Source organism: Solobacterium moorei (genome assembly GCF_036323475.1).
Classification (GTDB): Bacteria; Bacillota_I; Bacilli_A; order Erysipelotrichales; family Erysipelotrichaceae; genus Bulleidia; species Bulleidia moorei.
The window spans coordinates 1,187,070-1,205,303 of sequence record NZ_AP028934.1; the positions used below are offsets into that span (position 1 = coordinate 1,187,070).

The window sequence follows — 18,234 nt, forward strand, 5'->3', positions numbered from 1 at the left end:
ATTTTTTTATGGACTTGTTACATTCCTAGTGAATATAGAAGTGCGAGGGCTACTATGGAAGAACGGTTGATTGAATGTTTAAAAATAGCGATGGAATTTCATGTAACAGATATCCATTTTCATCTAAAAACATATCCCAAAGAGAGTTTAAGTATTGAGATGAAGATTGAACAGGATGTTAGGCAAATGGTTCCGAAAGAGGATGATATACGCTTATTTCGTTATTTGATGTATAAAGCAAATCTAGACTTATCAGATATCCACCATCCACAAACAGGAAGATTTGAGATGGAAATTGACGGGCAACCAGTATCTTTACGCTTTGCACTAGTTTCAAGTTATCACAATACATCAGGCGTATTACGAATTTTGAATCAGCATTCACCACTACACATTGAAGATTTAACAATTGATTATGATACTTCGATATGGCTAAGGAATATTACCAAACATACATCAGGGCTTTTTGTGTTTTCTGGACCAACAGGTTCTGGCAAGACAACAACTCTGTATACCATTCTCAATGAGACAAAGGGAAAGAAAATCTTTACTTTGGAAGATCCTGTCGAGGTATATCATGAAAACTACGTACAAATACAAATCAATGACCATCAGCATTTATCCTACGATGAGGGCATTAAACAATTGATGAGACATGATCCAGACATCATCATGATTGGAGAAATCCGTGATAGCCAGGCTGCCTTAATGGCAGTGCGTAGTGCACTAACAGGGCATTTGGTTGTGACGAGCTTACATAGTCAGAATTGTATGTCTGCGATTGATCGTCTTTTAGATTTGGGGGTGAATATGTATCAACTTAAGGATGTGCTGATTGGTGTATCAAATCAAAGGTTATTTAATCTGGGCGCTGGAAAACGTTGTGGTGTATATGAATATATGAATCGAAAGGAGGTGGCTTATGCCTTGGAACATCGATGTGTTTCCAAAACGTTTATCTCACTGCAACAACAATTACAATGTGCAGTTAAGAAAGGATATATTGCGTCGGATTGTCTGGAGGAATACACGCTTTGATAAACTGGAATGCCAAGGGATTGTAAGTTTGATGGAAAATGGATTTAGCTTTACCGATACTTTACTAATTCTGAAGACAAAAAGAAATGAACAACGCATCACGCATGTATTAGAAAAACTAGAACAAGGACAGACGTTCAAAGATGCATTCTCTTCACTACTGCCGGTTTGTTATAGAAAGTACTTTGATAACTTTATCCGTTATCTACCAGTACTTGAAAGTATGCGTATTTCAATAGAACTAGCAAGCCATGAAGAGCGCACAAAGCAGAAGATGATGAAGGATATGATATATCCGATTATCATGTTGTTTTTGATGTTTTTTGGAATGTATTTGTTCAATGGTTTTGTCTTTCCACAGATGATTACATTAATGACTAGCTTTGAGGTCAATGTTACAAGCTATTACTTCTTACGGAGTTTGATTCAACTATTATCATGGTTAACGACATTCGTAATAGTTATGGGAATGCTGTTATGGATTGTATTTCAACATCCGCAAAGAAAATGTTGGTTATATTGTGCTCTTGTAAAGCGTGTGCCTGATTCACTTATGGTTCAAAAGGCTTCTGCAGAATTTGCAAGATACTTTCTTGAATGCGTAAGAGTGCGCATCTCAACAATACAGACAATGAAGATACTGTTAGATATCAAAGAGAAACCTTTGGTAAGTTTGATAGCACAAGAGTTGAATGAGTCTTTATGTAAAGGTGAATCTTTTGAAAATACGTTACATACACCATATGTAGAACATGCATTACAGCAGTTTTTTCAAATTGCTTTGCATGGTTCAAACTGTGAGAAGATGCTAGAAGGATATCTTGTAATGAACCAGCAACGACATATCAAACAAGTACGTATCTTTACGCGTAGCGTACAACTATCCTGCTATGGGACGATTGCGTTAATATTGCTTGTTGTATATCAAATATTAATGTTACCAATGCAGATGTTACAAAACATATAGATCAGGAGGTAAGCAATGAATAAAAAAGGATTTACTTTACTAGAGATGACGATTGTAATCTTAATTATCTCAATACTGTTTTTATTAGTAATACCAAATATTAAAAAGACACTAACGATTGTAAATGATAAAGGTTGTAAGGCTTTGGAGAAGATTGCGGACTCCGCTATCATCCAATATAAACTAGAATACGATAGTTATCCCGGAAGTGTTAGTGACTTGGTTAATGCTGGGCTATTAACCGAACAACAGATTACCTGTGATGGGGAAAAGAGTCTTGTGATCAGTGATGGACATGCGTATATCGAATAAAGGCTTTAGTTTACTAGAAATGTGTGTAGTGCTTTTTGTGATTTCGATATTTATGATGTTGTTACCAACGAATATGCATATGCCGGAAACGGAATATTATGGTTTTGTGGATGAGTATCTATATTTACAAAGTACTGCAATGAAACAAGCAAAAAGCATATCATTTGATGCGTATGGTGTAAGCTTTAATCAAAAGGGAAATGTGAATCAGGCAAAGACAATTCGTTTTAAGAATGAACGTACTATCATTGTAGAACTAGGTGGTGGTAGACTTGCGATTCAATAAGAAGGGACTATTTACTGTCGAAGCATTTGTTAGTTTAAGCATCACATTATTGTTAGTTGGTCTAATCACGAGTATCGTACAAGTAAGTCACGCACAATATACAGTATTTGAAAGGAAGATACGTGAGATGGAAGAGTCATTATTAGAAGTGATGAATGATGTAGAAGGGTGTTTACAAGCATGTCAAAAAGAAAAGGATTCGCACTCATTGAAATCTTAATTTGTATTTTAACAGTATGTATCTGCATTCCAATTTTGGTACAAGTCATATCTCTAACACGCAGTGTCTTAAAAGATAGAACTTTATTACAAGACCAAATTGCGCTAGTACAATTACGTCATTATCTAGCTGTAGCGTATGACATTGAACTACAACCAACAGCTCTATCATTTCAAAGACAACATGAAGAAATGCGATTGCGTCTTGTTAATCAGAATCTCATCATACAACCTGGTACACAAATGTTCTTGATGGGTATAGAGAGTGCAATGTTTTACTTGGAGAACGATAGCGTGATTTTACGGTATGTTAGAGATAGCCATGAATATGAAGTATTCCTATGTAAACAATAAAGGTTTTATCAGTGCGTACTTTCTTGTTATCTTTCTATATGTGATAACACTTGTAACAGTACTTAGTGTTAATCTAAATTATCAATCAAAAATACTAGAGAACTTAGAAATAATCTATGCCTATGAACGAGAAGAACTTTCAGCTATTGCTGAATTAAAGAGAGATTTATGTACCGATATCCATTTAGAAGAAAAATATCAAATCAAAGATCGTTATATCTATATTCAACTAACAAATGAGATACTTATTGTGGAGTATGATACAGATAAAAAAGTCGTTTTGGATTATGAGGTGATCCGATAAAGTAAGGTTTTTTTGAGATTCTTCATAATTAAGAGTGTCATAAGATAGTCTTTTTGTTTATAATGAAACTACTGGAGGCGAGTTTCATGGAGAAAGTAAGATTTATTGGCAGTAAAAGAAGAACAAATACTCCTATTAGCTACCGTCAGCGTGTTGTACAGTATCGTCATAGAGCGTTTAAACGACATGCAATTTATAAAAGTTTGCAGACATCTAAAGCAGAATCTGTTATCAATCAATTGATTCCTCAGAAGTTTGTTGAAAATATCAAATTAGATGAGAATCTGGATAAGGCAAAAGCTGCACTCGGCGATGTAGGCGGAAAGGTGAAATCTTTCTTATCGGTTGCTGGAAACAAGGCAAAAGTGTCTTCTCAGCATGCATGGCAACTATTACAGGAAAAATATATATCGCTTAAAGATAGTTTTCAAAAGCGAAAAGAAGAGCGCTTAGAAAAGCAGAAGGCACTACAAGTTGCGAAAGCAGAAGAAGTAGATAGAAAAAAGTCTGTTGTAGAAGAAAAGGCTAAGCCTATTAAGATGACGCGCAAAGAAAGATTGATTGCGGAAGCGGATAGAGATATTAGTACTGCAAAGACAGATGCCTTAACAAGACTATTATTCCCAGCGTATGCGATTGATCGTCTTGCGAAAAACCACGATGATTTTATGATGTTCATAGGTGTGGTTATTCGTAATACAATCCATTGGATTGCGTTTACTTATTTCTTATCTGCAATGCTTGCTGGTTATATTAATCTTTCACCTTTTGGATTTACTAGAATGAACTTTAGTGACACATTTATCATGTCACTAAAACTAGCATTCTTATTCATCTTATTTGAAGGAATCTATTTGGTAATTAGTGGGTTTATTGCAAATATCAAGGTATCCTATAACTACCGTCATCAACTTGCGTCATTAACTTCTATCGCAAGCTTACTTCCAACTGTGATTTATATTCTTGCGATTCTATTTTTATCAAAGTCTATGCTGGTCGGATTCTTGTTAGGTGCTCTTGGTATGGTGGCAGGAGTATATCTACGTATTCAGGCATATATAAAGTCTGCACCATTTGCGACAAGTGCACAGATGATTGTACTGATGATTGTGGTTGCTGGATTTATTTGTACTGCATACTTCTATATTCCACTAACAATGCAAAGTACAGTGGAGATTCTAAAGACATTATTAAATATCTAAGGAGGAGAAATCCTTCTTTCTTTTTACTGGTAAGTGTAAATAAACTGGTATATACTAAAGAGGATAAAACTCAGGGCAGGGTGCAATTCCCGACCGGCGGTATACCCCGCGAACCGAAAGGTTGAATCGGTGCAATTCCGATGGCGACAGTAAAGTCTGGATGGAAGAGTAAAAGTTTTTTCATCATCAATTTTTACCCGAGGTGTTATCTTAGATAGCCTCTTTTATTTTGAGGCAAGGAGATGAAACCATGTCAGGAAGTAAGAAAGTTTTAACAACCAAATTTATTGCGAATGTAGCGGTCCTCGGTGCAGTGGCATTTGTACTGATGCTGTTTGATTTTCCGTTACTATTTATCGCACCTAGCTTTTATAAGCTAGACTTTAGTGAAGTTAGTGTATTGATTGGTGGATTTGCATTTGGCCCATGGGCTGCAGTTCTCATTGAAGCAATCAAAATTGTTTTGAAGTTGTTATTTAAGCCTACACAAACAATGTTTGTAGGTGAACTTGCAAATTTCATTATTGGTGTTGCCTTCACTGTGCCAGCTGCGATTATCTATCGCAAGCATAAGTCAAAAAAGAATGCTCTAATTGGAATGGTGGTAGGTACATTTGTAATGGCTGCTGTCGGTATTCTAGCTAATTATTTTGTACTATTGCCGTTCTATTCAACGCTATATGGAATGCCTATTGATGCATTTGTAAAGATGGGGGCTGCAATCTTCCCGTTTATTAAGAGTGTATGGGGCTTACTCTTTGTTTGTGTATTACCATTTAATTTAATCAAGGGCTTTGTTGTAAGTGTTATCACAAGATTGCTGTACAAGCGTATCTCAAGTTTTTTACATTAATCTGAAAATTCAGTGAAAAGGCGCAATAACACGCCTTTTTTCGTGTGTAAATGATAAAAATGTCCAAGCGGGTAAGTGAAATAAATGCGGATATGGTATAATATTTCTGTTTATTGGGAGATGTACATATGGCTGAATTATCACGTATTAAGAAATATAAAGATTTGCGCGAGAGTATTACGCAGGATTTAGATAGTAACGACGTAACAACAACCAAAGAATTATCTCGTTTTCAAAAGAGATTAAATCAGATTGATGCGAATAATTTCCACAGAAGTGGAGATTATACAGAGAGTGCTAACGAAGGCATTCATCGTCGTGTGAGTGCTCCAACCAAAAATGTAGAGCCTGCTAAACCAGTGATTTCTGAACCAGTCACTTCTTTTGAACATGAAGAACCAGCACCTACATTGGCAAACTTTGAGGCTGGTGCTTTTACGACTGTCAATGACTTGGCTGGATATGACAATGACTATTTAGATCAGTATATTCGTGAAGTCAAACAATACAATATCGAGCAGGGTAACTCTTCTTTAGAAAACACATCCATGGATATTTTACGAAAGATTAAGGGTGATTCGATTGCGAGTAAGAAGATTCAAGAAGCACGTAAAACACCTGTGAAAAAGCCATATTCTAATAGTACAGGTACAACTGACATTCCATTTATGTCATCAAATAAACAACGTACATCTCAACCTGCAAAACCTGTAACTCCATCACAACAAGATAATCTGTTTGATGTACCTTATACAGGTGATAACAACCATATTAACGATCCGATGAGTCTTACAAAAGAAGATATCATGGCGGAAGTAAAAAATTTAATGAATGAGAAGAAATCCAATCCACAAAATTCTCTTCCTGAGATTCCTGCCTTTACACCACGTGTTAGTCATATGGATTCTAGAGACTACGTGAGTCAGAATACATCTAGTTTTCCACCACTTGAAAATACTGCGCAGTTTAGTGATGTGTTTGGTGATCTAATGAATCCACAAGAACCATGTAGTGAGGAACAAACAAGTCACACAGCGAAAGATGATGATGCGTTTGCGATGTTTCCAAGAAAGACGGAGAATTATGAAAGCACAAATCAACGTCTATTAAATGAAACAACACAGATGCGTGTTCAATTGGATAACTATGAAGCAAATCTAACGGATGTGAATGAGAAGATGCAGTATACAAACCATGTGTTGAATATTGTGGTTGTTGTGCTAATTCTATTGCTTGTAATCTTATTATTACTAGCAGTTTATGGCATTGTAATGAATAGTGGTAGGGCATAAGATGAAGATAAATATTGCGATTGATGGACCTGGAGCAGCGGGTAAAAGTACCATTGCTAAGTGTCTAGCAAAGAAATTAAATTATGTACATTTAGATACAGGTGCGATGTATCGTAGTACTGCATATAAGGCTTTACAAAATCATATTAGTTTAGAAGATGAAGAAGCTGTATGTGAGATGCTAGAACATACGAAGATGCAATTATTGACGGATGGCTCTATCTTCTTAGATGGCGAAGATATATCAGATAAAATTCGTACTAATGAGATAAGCCTAGCAGCAAGTCTTGTATCTAAGTTGGCAAATGTACGCCGTATGCTTGTTGCACGCCAACAAGAAATGGCAAAGGAAAAGGGCTTCATTATGGATGGTCGTGATATTGGAACTGTTGTTTTAACAGATGCGGAAGTAAAGATCTATATGACAGCCACCCCAATGGCCCGTGCGAAGCGTAGATATGATCAGAATATTGCTAAGAATATTCCGACTGGAAGTATCGAAGAAATAGAGAAGGAAATCGCAGAACGCGATTTACAAGATATGACACGTGCCAATTCGCCACTTAAGAAAGCGGATGATGCGGTTGAAATTGACACAAGTGATATGTCAATTGAAGAAGTGACAGAACGTATCTATGATCTTGCTAAGCCTTTTATTGAAAAGGAGGTTTTGTAATGCATAGTGGAGTAATCGCAATTGTTGGTCGTCCGAATGTTGGAAAATCAACAATTTTTAATCGTATTGCGGGTTCTCGTGTATCTATCGTTGAGGATTTTCCTGGTGTAACACGTGACCGTATTTATACAACGGGTGAATGGACTGGAAAGAAATTCCAACTCATTGATACAGGTGGTATCCAATTAGCGGATCAACCATATCAAGAAGAAATTCGTGCACAGGTACAAATTGCGATGAATGAAGCGGATGTTATCCTTTTTGTTGTAAACGGTAAGATGGGTATGACAGATGATGATTCCTATATTGCAGGTATCTTACAGAAACAGACAAAGCCGGTTGTTCTTGCAGTAAATATGATTGATGATTCAACTCGTATGATGAATATCTATGAGTTTTATAACCTTGGTTTGGGTGATCCAATTGCTGTATCTGGTGTACACGGTATTGGTATTGGTGATGTGTTAGATGAATGTTTACGCTTGATGCCTGAAGAGGATAAAGAAGATAAGCATACAGGTATTCATATCGCTGTTATTGGTGAACCAAATGTTGGTAAATCTTCACTCGTAAATGCAATCCTAAAGGAAAAACGCTCCATTGTTTCTAACGTACAGGGTACGACGCGTGATGCGGTAGATACACCATTTATTTATGAAGGAAAACCATATGTTATCGTTGATACAGCAGGTATTCGTAAGCGTGGCAGGGTGTATGAATCTGTTGAAAAGTATTCTGTACTAAGAGCGATGACAGCGATCGAACGTTGTGATGTGGCTTTATTTGTTATCGATGGTGAAGCAGGTATCCGTGAACAAGATAAGCATGTTGCAGGATATGCATGTGAAGCAGGGAAACCAATCGTTATTGTAGTCAATAAGTGGGATGCAGTTGAGAAGGATGATAAGACAATGAATGCGTTTATTGAGCGTATTCGTATTGAATTTGCGTATCTAAGTTATGCGCCTATCGTATTTGTAAGTGCTCTAACACATCAAAGAGTAGATACAATTATTCCGGTCGTTGATCAGGTATATGAAAATTCATGTCGTCGTATTGCTACAAATATCCTCAATGAGGTGATTACTGATACACAGATTACAACACCAGCTCCAGCACGAAATGGAAAACGTTTCCGTGTATACTATGGTACACAGGTATCTATCCAACCACCAACATTTGTACTTTCCTGTAATGATCCACGACTCATGCACTTTACGTATGAACGATTCTTAGAGAATTCATTGCGTCAAGCATTTGATTTTATTGGTACACCAATTCGTATTGTTGTTAGAAAGAAGGTATCCGAATGAAAATATGTGTATTAGGAACAGGTAGCTGGGGTACAGCTCTAGCACAGGTTTTAGCGGATAATCAACAAGAAGTTATTATGTGGGGTATTGATCCGTGTGAAGTTAAAGATATCGAAGTAAATCATCACAATACAAAGTTTTTTGAAACAGAAATCAATCATGACATTCATGCAAGTACAGATTTATCTGTTGTGGCAAATGCAGATGTAGTATTAGCGGCAGTTCCGACAATAGCACTCGAAGAAGTACTTACAAAGGCTAGTCAACATCTAACAAAGCCGGCGATTATTATCAATGTCGCAAAAGGTTTCCACCCTGTTACACATGAACGTTTGAGTGTTGTGATTTCTAAGATCGTTCCACAAGAAAAGTGTAAGGCTATCGTATCCTTAATTGGGCCATCGCACGCTGAAGAAGTTATTCTACGTTTGATGACTTCAGTTAACGCGGTAAGCGATAACGAAGAAGCTGCTAAGACGATACAGCACTTATTCTCTAATCAATATTTCCGCGTATATCGTAACTCGGATGTGATTGGTGCTGAGATTGGTGTTGCCATCAAGAATGTGATGGCAATTGCGAGTGGTATTCTAGAAGGTAGTGGTCAGGGTGATAATGCAAGAGCTGGTCTTATGACGCGTGGTCTTGCGGAAATGACTCGTTATGGTGTTGCCTTAGGTGGTAAACAAGAAACATACTTAGGTCTTGATGGTGTAGGTGATTTGATTGTTACATGTACATCACGTCACTCCCGTAACTTCATGGCTGGTTACCAGATTGGTTTAGATCAAGGTGCGAAGAAGTTCTGGGAAGAAAATAAGAAGACGGTAGAGGGTGTATTTGCATGTAAGGTTGTTTATGAAGAGGCGAAGAAACGTAATATTTCGATGCCTATCACAAATGAAGTTTATGCAGTACTCTATGAAGGGAAAGCACCATTAGATGCTATGAGAGATTTAATGGCAAGAGATTTAAAGGCTGAATAGTGCATTGGACATCTATGTGTGATGTCCTTTTTTGTGCATAAAAACTTGATAACTTAAGTCAAGAAGAAATTTCTAATCTTTAGTGATTTCTTCTTTTTCGTTTTGTGCATTATTAAAACAAGAGAAATTATATCTCCCATTTTGCTAGATTAGGTTTATACTGTTGCTAAGAATGATATAGAGTACCATTCTTACATAGGCTATAGATTATGACCAGTAATTTATGAGCACTAGCAGTATAGGCAGCTTTAGACGACAATGGGCATTGGGTCTGCTGTCTTTTCTTTTTGGTGAATTCATATAGTGGATCTTCTTTGCGCAATCGATAATTACATTGTGCACCAAGGTATAAAAGGCATCGCAAATACTTATTGCCTTTCTTTGATATCTTGAGATGCAGTCCATCAATATCTCCGGATTGTTGTATCTTTGGATTCAAGCCTGCATATGCCACGATAGCCGCTCTGTTATCAAATCGGCTTACATCTCCAAGCTCTGCTATGATACGGGCTGCCAGATTCTCTCCGATTCCAACAATACTAACAACAGATGCAAAATAAGGACATGTTCGTGCTATCTCTATCATTTCCTTCAATAGTGAATCGCATTTTTTCTTCTGTTCCTGCACGTTCTCTATCAAGCTTGGCAATTTGACTACTTCTATATCATCGATATCACATCCTGAATAGCACTCCTTTGCCTTCTCGTAGATCTTATGTACGATTCTTTCTGTATATCCTTTTAAATGACCTGTACGATGCCCAACGGTCTTAACGATGGTATCCTCTCTATGGCCCAATAGTAAGGATGGATGAGGATATCTTTTTAATATCTCCATTGGGAGTGGATCATACAGATTTTGATTCCCTTTAAAGGTCTTATCAATCCTTGGATATATGATATCCAGCATGGATCTCAAACTCACTTTGCGTTTCCGAAGATGAACCAACTCACTTTCATATATACGGCTCAATTGATAGAGTCTTTTGTACTCTTGTGGTTGTGCTTGATATTGTCTTAGTCCCTTCTCACAATAGTACGCTTTTGCGATATGTGCACAGTCTAATGCGTCTGTCTTATTACTATGTAGGGAGGTCTTGCGATAGGTCGCAGATAATAATGGAGAAATGATGTAGTACCTTATCTTGTGGTCTTCAAGATATTTTTGTAGTGGTCGATGATAGACACCTGTAGCCTCAAAGATAACTGGTATATCTTCTCGTTCTGTCTTAGCTTCAAGGTCTTTGATAGTTTGCCCTAATTTCTGGAAACCATCGATCGTAGCGGAAAGCTGCTTTGGTTTTCGCATTGGATGTCCATTCTCTATGAAGGGCTGGTAGTGACAGGAACCCTTTGATACATCCACTGTAATGATTGGTCCTTCCATGATGGAATACTCCTTTCTTTCTGATATGCATAATGTCTTGGTAAACTTCCCCATCCCCACATCCGACTATTTTTCTGGCTTATATACGACATATCTAACTGTTTCCTGGATTGTCATCTTGATAAAGCAGCCTAAGAATATAGGAGGGAAGCAGAACGCTTTTTATTACGGACTCAATGATATCACTGGTCTAAAAGAAGGTACGTTCTCACTTTACCCAGACCAATTCCCATACATGCCTGTACGAGAAAGGCCAGAAACATTCTAGTGTCCCTGACCTCTATATCATATTCTTCTTCTGAAGTTTTTTCTCTGAAATCAGGACTAGATTATTCCTGATTTCATAATAGAAAAGAATCTATATCGCTATAGATTCTCTTGGGTTATTTTGTATCTTTGGCGGCTGTAGCGTCTGGATCGTAATAGCCAGCATCAGTACAGATGGTTTCTGATTTCTTACCACTACTTGTCATAAAGTAACCACAGGCTTTGATTTTACCTTTGAAATATTCTGGGATACCTGCATACATGTTTGTCTTACTCGTTACGGAAGTAATATAGACATCATCCTGATACAAGTCCGCATAGAATTTACCATTTGCGGATGATTGTAGGAAACTGTTGTACGCAAGACAAGCTCCAGATTTCGAAATGTTGTTATAGTTATCCTTTAGGGATATATTACGGCTGCCAGAACATGTATCTTGTGTTAGCCAATTAATATACACAATTCCATTTGAAATAGAAGCGTTAAGGCCTGCTAAATAACTGTTATTGTTACGATAGGAACTTGTGTATTGTGTCGGTGTGTAATTTAAACCACTAGAAGATACTTGCGAGGTAATTGTCTTGCCGCCATAATTTGAACCATCATTTGTGACGTGCGGATATGTACCATAGAGATAAGTGACATCTTGTACATCACTTGGTTGAGATACGCCTCCAATTGTATCAGGAGAGATATAGGATTCAATATCTAACATATGACGATTGATTTGTCCTGGTGTATTCCAATCTCGCCAAGTAGGGAAGTATGTCATTTCACCATCGATTGCTTGGTCAAATCCATACCATACTGCATTGGTGTATTGTGATGTACTAGCGACCATCCATTTATCTTTCGCAGCTCCACTTGGGATACCGTATTGTAAACCGTCATTACCCCAGTCGGTTGTACCAGTCTTTGCATAGACTGGATAACCACTCTGTAATATCTGCATGTGATTGTAATATTTATTTTGATTAACGTTATTTTCCATCAATTGGTCTACTAAGTAGGCACTACCAGATGAGAGTGCTCGTATGTTCTGATTTTGTGGTTCATATACATTACCATCATCTGTTAGAATTCGACGAATCGTATGTGGTTCGTTATAGACGCCTAAGTTGACCAACATCGCATGTGCAGCTGCCATCTCAGCGACGGAAGCTGTAAAGTCATTACCACCGATTGCGTAGGATAGATGATAATTACTGTATTTCACCTGTGAAAAGCCAATCTTCTTAAGGTAATCGACCACCGCATCAGAACCAATCTTGGCTGTAACTTTCTCAAGAGTTTGGATCGCAGGGGTATTTAAGGAGTTTGCCATTGCGTCCTTGATAGTAACATCACCCTCATATTTGCCGTTATAGTTTACTAGAACACGTTGTTCTGCAGGATAGGTAATTGGTTTATCAACTAAGACTTCATCCAAAGAATATCCTAAATATTCAAATGCAAGTGCGTATTCTAATACAGGTTTGATACTAGAACCTGGCTGTTTGTATTGCTGTAGGGCACGGTTTAATAGACGTGATCCACCATCACCACCATAGTTTCTACCTCCACCAACACCAACGATTTCACCATTCTTATTGTTGAGGGTAATCATTGCAAGCTGTACAAGGTCACTTTCAAAGTCAACGACTTCGCCATTTTGAATCGCTTCAATCTCGGTTTGAATCGTTGGATCTAATGCGGTATAGATTGACATACCGGTTGATAATGGATCAAGACCAGTCATGCGTTGTACTTCATCTAATACAACGTCTAAATAAGATGCGAAACGTGTATTACCTGTATTAAAGTTAGATTTACCAACAAGTGTATCTTCAACTTTGATGGATTTGGCTAGTGCGCATTCTTCGCTTGTAATATAGCCATGATATTGCATCAGATCTAATACATTATTACGACGTTGTGTTGCATAATCTAGGTAGTTATATGGGTTATAGGTATTTGGTAAGTTGATAATACCTGCAAGTAGTGCAGATTCTGCGAGTGTAAGCTGACTTGCGTTTTTACCATAGTAGTATTGGGCAGCTTTTTGTACACCACGGATACGGTCACCAAAGTTTAACTTATTTACATATAACTCAAAGATTTCTATCTTGCTGAGTTGTTTCTCTAACTGCATACTCAGCACAATCTGTTGTGCCTTATAGGAAAGGGTAGCAGAACGCTCTGTACTGTTATCACCATCTTCGATGGAGAAGTAAGTATTCTTAACTAGCTGCATCGTGAAGGTTGATCCACCTTGTGTATTGTGACGTAATACGGTTTCTAATACAGACTTCGTAAAACGTGGAATGTCAAATCCATTATGCTCGAAGAAACGTGAATCTTCGACGGATAGGAATGCGTCAATTAAAGATTCAGGCATTTGTTCATATGGGATATTCTCACGATAGTAGGTGCCAATTTCCGTTAGGAGTGTGCCATTACCATCATAGATTTTTGAGGATTCTGTACTAATTAAATCATCTACATTTAACGTTGGCATACCTTTTAAAAGTTTACTTGCATAGCGTACTGCATAGATGCCGCCAACGACATAGATGCCGACGACCAAAACCATAAATACAGTTAATATCTTCTGCCAACGTAATTTACGTATATATTTCTTTCGCAATTTTTCGCGCTGCTTTTCATCTGGCTGTTCGACTTTTTCCGGATGATCAAAGTCAGGCAAAAATGACTTTTTCTTTTGTGTCATGGAACCTCCATTTCTTAGCAGATTTTAAAATATTGAATCGCAATACAGCCAATGCCTGTATGTACTGCAATTGCGTTAGGTAATTCAATGACTTGAATCTTTGCAGTAGGAAAGCGTTCTGTCATTGTGTGATATAGATTCATTGCTTCAGAAACATTTGCAACATGTGCAATTGTAATGAGTGTATTCTCATCGGGGTTATCTTTGGCAATTTCATCTACCGCAGTGCTAAGTGCTTTGCGGAACGTACGAACTTTTGTTAGGGTATCAACTTTACCTGCAGTCTTTTTGTTGATTTGTAAAACAGGGATAATCTTTAAGAGTTTTCCTAATTTTGCCGCAAGTGGAGTCATGCGACCACCGCGAATAAACTGATCCAGTGTTTCTGGAACAAGTAATGTATTTGTAGAGTTGATGATATTTTCAACGAGGATTTGAATTTCAAGATGAGACTTACCTTCTTCATACCACTTCTTAATATGCGTGATTAAGTAATCCTGGACAACTGCAGTTACATAGGTATCGATACAAATTATCTTGATATCTAAACTATTAGCAATTGCGGTCATTGTGCTGATTGTGCCAGAAAGACCATTACAAATAGGTACAGCGATGATTAATTCAACACCCTGTGCCTTTAGACTTTCAAAACATTCTTCAATAATACCTGCAGATGGTTGGGAAGTAGTTAGAGCTTTTCCTTCCTTCATCAAGCGAATACAGTCATTTCGATTCAATGTTTCCATATCTTGATATGTTGTATCATCTACGCTGATTTGCAAAGGAAGACTCACAATTCCTTGTTCTGCGTATTCGTGAATGGATTTTCCAGTACCACTATCTGTAACAAATGCAACTTTCATACTGATTGACCTCACTTTTAAAAATGTATCATTTAATATTATATCGCAGTTTTACCTCTTTTTTAATTTTAAACGACAACATTAACTTTTCTTTTAAGTTATTTCTTAATAGTATCCCCTTAGGGTATAATAATTACATGACTACACATCTATTCGTACGTAGCTGTTACACGTTACTGGATAGCACAATTCGCATTCCAGAGCTTGTTTCAACAGCGAAAAAATATGGATATCAAAGTGTTGCTTTGACCGACCATCATGTGATGCACGGCGTAGCGCGTTTTCTGCATGAATGCAAAAAAGAGGGAATTCATCCTATCATAGGATTAGAAGTTGATGTTTTCTATCATGAACAAAAAGTTCCTTTTTTACTACTTGCTAAAAATAATAAAGGCTATACAAATTTGATGAAGCTTTCTTCTATGCTATGTGATGGAAGAGAGTATGCAACATATGAAGAACTGATTCAATACTGTGAACATAATTTCCTTGTTGTGTATGGTGAAGGTGGATATTTTGATGCAGAACTCATCAGTGAAGATCGTACAGGAATTACACAGAAATTAGCGCTGATGAAATCAGAATTCCCTCCTTTCGATATTGCAATTTCTTATGAAGAAACATCTTTATGGCGCTCTAAGAATGCAGTGTTAAAAGCGTTAGCGAAAGCACAAGGAATTCAGACAATTGCTTTAAATAAAATCTATTATCTTGGACAAAAAGATTATGAAACATTAAAGGTATTATCCGCAATCAAACAGGGTACAACCTTGCGTGACAAGAATGTGACACCAATTACAGGAAGATACTTCTTATCAATCCCTGAAATGGAACAGATATATGATGCGGATGATTTACGTAGGACAGATGAAATCGCAAGCGAATGTCATTGCGATGGGAATCTAGAAAAGACAGGGATACCTGAGTATCCATTAAAAGATGGTATCACAGCAGAGCAATACTTACCGCAATTATGTCTAGCAGGATTAAAGAAACGTTTAAATGGTGATTTAAAACCTGCGTATGTAGAACGTTTAAAATATGAATTACAAGTCATTCACCAGATGGGCTTTGAGGATTATTTCTTGATTGTCTATGACTTTATCCGTTATGGAAGACAAAAGGGAATTTATATTGGACCAGGAAGAGGTAGTGCTGCTGGTTCTTTGGTTGCGTATTGCTTAGGAATTACGATGGTAGACCCTTTACAATATAATCTTTTGTTTGAACGTTTCCTCAACGCTGAACGTGTATCTATGCCGGATATTGACACAGATATCCCAGATATCCATCGCCAAGAAATTATTGATTATGTATATCAAAAGTATGGTGAACAACATATTGCTAATATCATTACATTTGATACTTTAGCAGCGCGTGCTGTCTTACGTGATGTTGGTAAAGCAATGGATATTTCAAAGCGAGAAATCGATATGATTGTTGGACTGATTCCGCAAACGCCAAAGATTACGCTTAAGAAAGCGTATGAACAGAAAGAAAAATTACGTGTATTACTCAATGCAAGTCCACAATTGATGACATATTTTAATATGGCAAAGCGGATTGAAGGACTTCCAAAAAATAAGAGTATCCATGCGGCTGGCATCGTCATGTCGGGAAAACCAATAGAAGAGATTATTCCGACAATACAAATGGCAGAGGGAATGAAGACAACACAGTTTGCTGGAAATTACTTGGAGGAAAGAGGCCTTATTAAGATGGACTTCCTTGGGCTTAAGAATCTAACAACGATTGATGAAATCGTACTGATGATTCACAAGAAAAATCCAGATTTTCATATCCTATCTATCCCACTTCATGATGCAAAAACATATCGTTTATTTGCGCAAGCAGATACGATTGGAGTCTTCCAGTTTGAATCGGATGGCATGCGTAATTTATTGCGGAAGATGAAGCCGAATTGTTTTGAAGATATTATTGCGGCGTTAGCACTCTTTAGACCGGGTCCTAAAGATCAGATCAATGTCTATCTAGAAGGTAGAAAGAATCCATCGTCGGTTGTATATCCATCCAAGGAATTGGAGCCAATTCTAAAGGAAACCTACGGTGTTACAATCTACCAGGAACAAGTTATGTTGATGGCACAGATTGCGGCGAAGTTCTCACTAGTGAAAGCAGATATTCTTCGTAAGGCTATTTCAAAAAAGAATGAGGAAGAATTAGCTGGATTAAGACAAGAGTATGTACGTGGGTGTAAAGAGAATGGCTATAGTGATGAAACGGCTAGTTATCTCTTTGATTTAGCAGAGAAGTTTGCGGGGTATGGTTTTAATAAGTCACATGCGGTTGCGTATGGCTTGGTTGCGTATCAATTGGCATATCTAAAGGCAAACTATCCATTGGAGTTTTATACATCTATCTTAAATAGTGTGATTGGAGATAGTACCAAGAGTGCAATCTATATTACTGAGTGTAGAAGAAAGCATATCTCTATCGAAGCGCCTGATGTAAATCGCTCCACAGATATTTATTATCACAATGGAAAGTCGATTATTTTACCACTATCTATCATCAAAGATGTCGGAACATTAGCCGCTAGAACAATCTTGGATGAACGCGATAAGAAGGGAAGTTTTGGCGATTACTTTGACTTTGTCGCAAGAGCTGTATTACGCAAGATTAATCGAACACAGCTAGAACGTTTGATATCTGCAGGTGCACTAGATTGTTTTGATTTAGGTAGAACCACAATGATGAATACCTTAGATGACGCAGTCAAGTATGCAAAATTGGTACAAGTTCCTTTCGGAACACAATTATCCATTGATCCACAACTTGTATCTAAACCGGTTGTGGTTCGTATGAAGGATAGTCAAGAAGAACTCAGTGAAAATGAAAAAGCAGCACTTGGATTTAATCTGGGTGAGCAACCAATTGTTCATTTAAGACAAAAACTAGGAATTACGTATCCGCCACTTGCGGAATTAAATAGTAATCGAGGTTTATACCGTGGGTTTGCGTATATTCAAAGTGTAAGACAAATTCGTACTCGTAAGGGAGATTTAATGTGTTTCTTAAAACTAACAGATGAAACAGGTGAAAGTGATATGGCGGTAATGCCAAATTTATATTCACAATATGGTCAGTATCTTGTAAAAGGGGTTTATATTCAGTTTTATGCTAAAATTCAAGATGAAGCATCCTTTTTAGCAAATCAAATAGAAATAGTAAGGCAGAAATAGT

Annotated in this window: 17 protein-coding genes and 1 riboswitch; of the genes, 14 read left to right on the plus strand and 3 right to left on the minus strand. The window is 37.3% G+C overall.

From position 1 onward, the window contains the following. The first annotated feature begins 54 nt into the window (after nucleotides 1-54). From RGT18_RS05995 to RGT18_RS06055, 13 genes are all read left to right on the plus strand, one after another. Entirely contained in the window at nucleotides 55-1,038 is a 984-nt protein-coding gene (locus tag RGT18_RS05995) for an ATPase, T2SS/T4P/T4SS family (RefSeq protein ID WP_051241022.1), read from the plus strand. Further along, a complete protein-coding gene (locus tag RGT18_RS06000; protein WP_156022831.1) occupies nucleotides 923-2,005 on the plus strand; it encodes a type II secretion system F family protein in 1,083 nt (360 codons plus the stop codon). Before RGT18_RS05995 ends, RGT18_RS06000 begins: the two co-directional genes overlap by 116 nt. A 15-nt stretch (nucleotides 2,006-2,020) precedes the next feature. Further along, a complete protein-coding gene (gene comGC / locus RGT18_RS06005; protein ID WP_006525475.1) occupies nucleotides 2,021-2,317 on the plus strand; it encodes a competence type IV pilus major pilin ComGC in 297 nt (98 codons plus the stop codon). After that, the gene (locus RGT18_RS06010) at nucleotides 2,301-2,603 is read left to right on the plus strand and encodes a type II secretion system protein (protein ID WP_028078477.1); all 303 of its coding nucleotides are present in this window, start codon (nucleotides 2,301-2,303) and stop codon (nucleotides 2,601-2,603) included. Before comGC ends, RGT18_RS06010 begins: the two co-directional genes overlap by 17 nt. Continuing rightward, entirely contained in the window at nucleotides 2,590-2,823 is a 234-nt protein-coding gene (locus RGT18_RS06015; protein ID WP_028078476.1) for a hypothetical protein, read from the plus strand. The genes RGT18_RS06010 and RGT18_RS06015 overlap by 14 nt, the downstream gene beginning before the upstream one ends. Then, a complete protein-coding gene (locus RGT18_RS06020; protein WP_028078475.1) occupies nucleotides 2,784-3,176 on the plus strand; it encodes a hypothetical protein in 393 nt (130 codons plus the stop codon). The genes RGT18_RS06015 and RGT18_RS06020 overlap by 40 nt, the downstream gene beginning before the upstream one ends. Beyond that, entirely contained in the window at nucleotides 3,145-3,480 is a 336-nt protein-coding gene (locus RGT18_RS06025) for a hypothetical protein (RefSeq protein WP_028078474.1), read from the plus strand. The genes RGT18_RS06020 and RGT18_RS06025 overlap by 32 nt, the downstream gene beginning before the upstream one ends. Nucleotides 3,481-3,566: 86 nt before the next feature. Beyond that, on the plus strand, nucleotides 3,567-4,682 hold the full coding sequence (locus RGT18_RS06030; protein WP_028078473.1) for a hypothetical protein: 1,116 nt from the start codon (nucleotides 3,567-3,569) through the stop codon (nucleotides 4,680-4,682). A gap of 62 nt (nucleotides 4,683-4,744) precedes the next feature. After that, nucleotides 4,745-4,858, plus strand: a riboswitch (FMN riboswitch). Nucleotides 4,859-4,932: 74 nt separating this feature from the next. Continuing rightward, entirely contained in the window at nucleotides 4,933-5,535 is a 603-nt protein-coding gene (locus tag RGT18_RS06035; protein ID WP_028078472.1) for an ECF transporter S component, read from the plus strand. 128 nt (nucleotides 5,536-5,663) lie between these two features. Next, nucleotides 5,664-6,827 (plus strand): hypothetical protein, encoded by a 1,164-nt coding sequence (locus RGT18_RS06040; RefSeq protein WP_028078471.1) that lies wholly within the window; start codon nucleotides 5,664-5,666, stop codon nucleotides 6,825-6,827. A gap of 1 nt (nucleotide 6,828) precedes the next feature. Then, the gene (gene cmk / locus RGT18_RS06045) at nucleotides 6,829-7,503 is read left to right on the plus strand and encodes a (d)CMP kinase (protein ID WP_006525817.1); all 675 of its coding nucleotides are present in this window, start codon (nucleotides 6,829-6,831) and stop codon (nucleotides 7,501-7,503) included. Beyond that, on the plus strand, nucleotides 7,503-8,816 hold the full coding sequence (der, locus tag RGT18_RS06050; RefSeq protein WP_028078470.1) for a ribosome biogenesis GTPase Der: 1,314 nt from the start codon (nucleotides 7,503-7,505) through the stop codon (nucleotides 8,814-8,816). Before cmk ends, der begins: the two co-directional genes overlap by 1 nt. Further along, nucleotides 8,813-9,802, plus strand: coding sequence for an NAD(P)H-dependent glycerol-3-phosphate dehydrogenase (locus RGT18_RS06055; protein ID WP_006525815.1), 990 nt, complete (start codon nucleotides 8,813-8,815; stop codon nucleotides 9,800-9,802). Before der ends, RGT18_RS06055 begins: the two co-directional genes overlap by 4 nt. A 166-nt stretch (nucleotides 9,803-9,968) precedes the next feature. On the opposite strand, the gene RGT18_RS06060 is transcribed toward RGT18_RS06055, so the two are convergent. The 3 genes from RGT18_RS06060 to RGT18_RS06070 form a co-directional block, all read right to left on the minus strand. Further along, nucleotides 9,969-11,243 (minus strand): IS110 family RNA-guided transposase, encoded by a 1,275-nt coding sequence (locus RGT18_RS06060; protein ID WP_338175581.1) that lies wholly within the window; start codon nucleotides 11,241-11,243, stop codon nucleotides 9,969-9,971. Nucleotides 11,244-11,572: 329 nt separating this feature from the next. Then, the gene (locus RGT18_RS06065) at nucleotides 11,573-14,167 is read right to left on the minus strand and encodes a transglycosylase domain-containing protein (RefSeq protein WP_028078516.1); all 2,595 of its coding nucleotides are present in this window, start codon (nucleotides 14,165-14,167) and stop codon (nucleotides 11,573-11,575) included. A 14-nt stretch (nucleotides 14,168-14,181) separates the two neighbouring features. Beyond that, nucleotides 14,182-15,030 carry a DegV family protein gene (locus RGT18_RS06070; protein ID WP_006525813.1) on the minus strand — a complete coding sequence of 283 codons (849 nt, stop codon included), beginning with the start codon at nucleotides 15,028-15,030 and terminating at the stop codon, nucleotides 14,182-14,184. 137 nt (nucleotides 15,031-15,167) lie between these two features. Between RGT18_RS06070 and RGT18_RS06075 the strand changes: the two genes are divergently transcribed. After that, nucleotides 15,168-18,233 carry a DNA polymerase III subunit alpha gene (locus RGT18_RS06075; protein WP_028078517.1) on the plus strand — a complete coding sequence of 1,022 codons (3,066 nt, stop codon included), beginning with the start codon at nucleotides 15,168-15,170 and terminating at the stop codon, nucleotides 18,231-18,233. The last annotated feature ends 1 nt before the right edge of the window (nucleotide 18,234 follow it).

What these genes read in the sequence shown, in the direction of transcription:
- RGT18_RS06055 (WP_006525815.1), top strand. Translation starts at nt 8,813, where the DNA reads ATGAAAATATGTGTATTAGGAACAGGTAGCTGGGGTACAGCTCTAGCA.
- RGT18_RS06030 (WP_028078473.1), top strand. Translation starts at nt 3,567, where the DNA reads ATGGAGAAAGTAAGATTTATTGGCAGTAAAAGAAGAACAAATACTCCT.
- RGT18_RS06065 (WP_028078516.1), bottom strand. Translation starts at nt 14,167, where the DNA reads ATGACACAAAAGAAAAAGTCATTTTTGCCTGACTTTGATCATCCGGAA.
- comGC (WP_006525475.1), top strand. Translation starts at nt 2,021, where the DNA reads ATGAATAAAAAAGGATTTACTTTACTAGAGATGACGATTGTAATCTTA.
- RGT18_RS06020 (WP_028078475.1), top strand. Translation starts at nt 2,784, where the DNA reads ATGTCAAAAAGAAAAGGATTCGCACTCATTGAAATCTTAATTTGTATT.
- RGT18_RS05995 (WP_051241022.1), top strand. Translation starts at nt 55, where the DNA reads ATGGAAGAACGGTTGATTGAATGTTTAAAAATAGCGATGGAATTTCAT.
- RGT18_RS06040 (WP_028078471.1), top strand. Translation starts at nt 5,664, where the DNA reads ATGGCTGAATTATCACGTATTAAGAAATATAAAGATTTGCGCGAGAGT.
- RGT18_RS06075 (WP_028078517.1), top strand. Translation starts at nt 15,168, where the DNA reads ATGACTACACATCTATTCGTACGTAGCTGTTACACGTTACTGGATAGC.
- cmk (WP_006525817.1), top strand. Translation starts at nt 6,829, where the DNA reads ATGAAGATAAATATTGCGATTGATGGACCTGGAGCAGCGGGTAAAAGT.
- RGT18_RS06070 (WP_006525813.1), bottom strand. Translation starts at nt 15,030, where the DNA reads ATGAAAGTTGCATTTGTTACAGATAGTGGTACTGGAAAATCCATTCAC.
- RGT18_RS06060 (WP_338175581.1), bottom strand. Translation starts at nt 11,243, where the DNA reads ATGGGGAAGTTTACCAAGACATTATGCATATCAGAAAGAAAGGAGTAT.
- RGT18_RS06035 (WP_028078472.1), top strand. Translation starts at nt 4,933, where the DNA reads ATGTCAGGAAGTAAGAAAGTTTTAACAACCAAATTTATTGCGAATGTA.
- RGT18_RS06010 (WP_028078477.1), top strand. Translation starts at nt 2,301, where the DNA reads ATGCGTATATCGAATAAAGGCTTTAGTTTACTAGAAATGTGTGTAGTG.
- der (WP_028078470.1), top strand. Translation starts at nt 7,503, where the DNA reads ATGCATAGTGGAGTAATCGCAATTGTTGGTCGTCCGAATGTTGGAAAA.
- RGT18_RS06000 (WP_156022831.1), top strand. Translation starts at nt 923, where the DNA reads ATGCCTTGGAACATCGATGTGTTTCCAAAACGTTTATCTCACTGCAAC.
- RGT18_RS06025 (WP_028078474.1), top strand. Translation starts at nt 3,145, where the DNA reads ATGAATATGAAGTATTCCTATGTAAACAATAAAGGTTTTATCAGTGCG.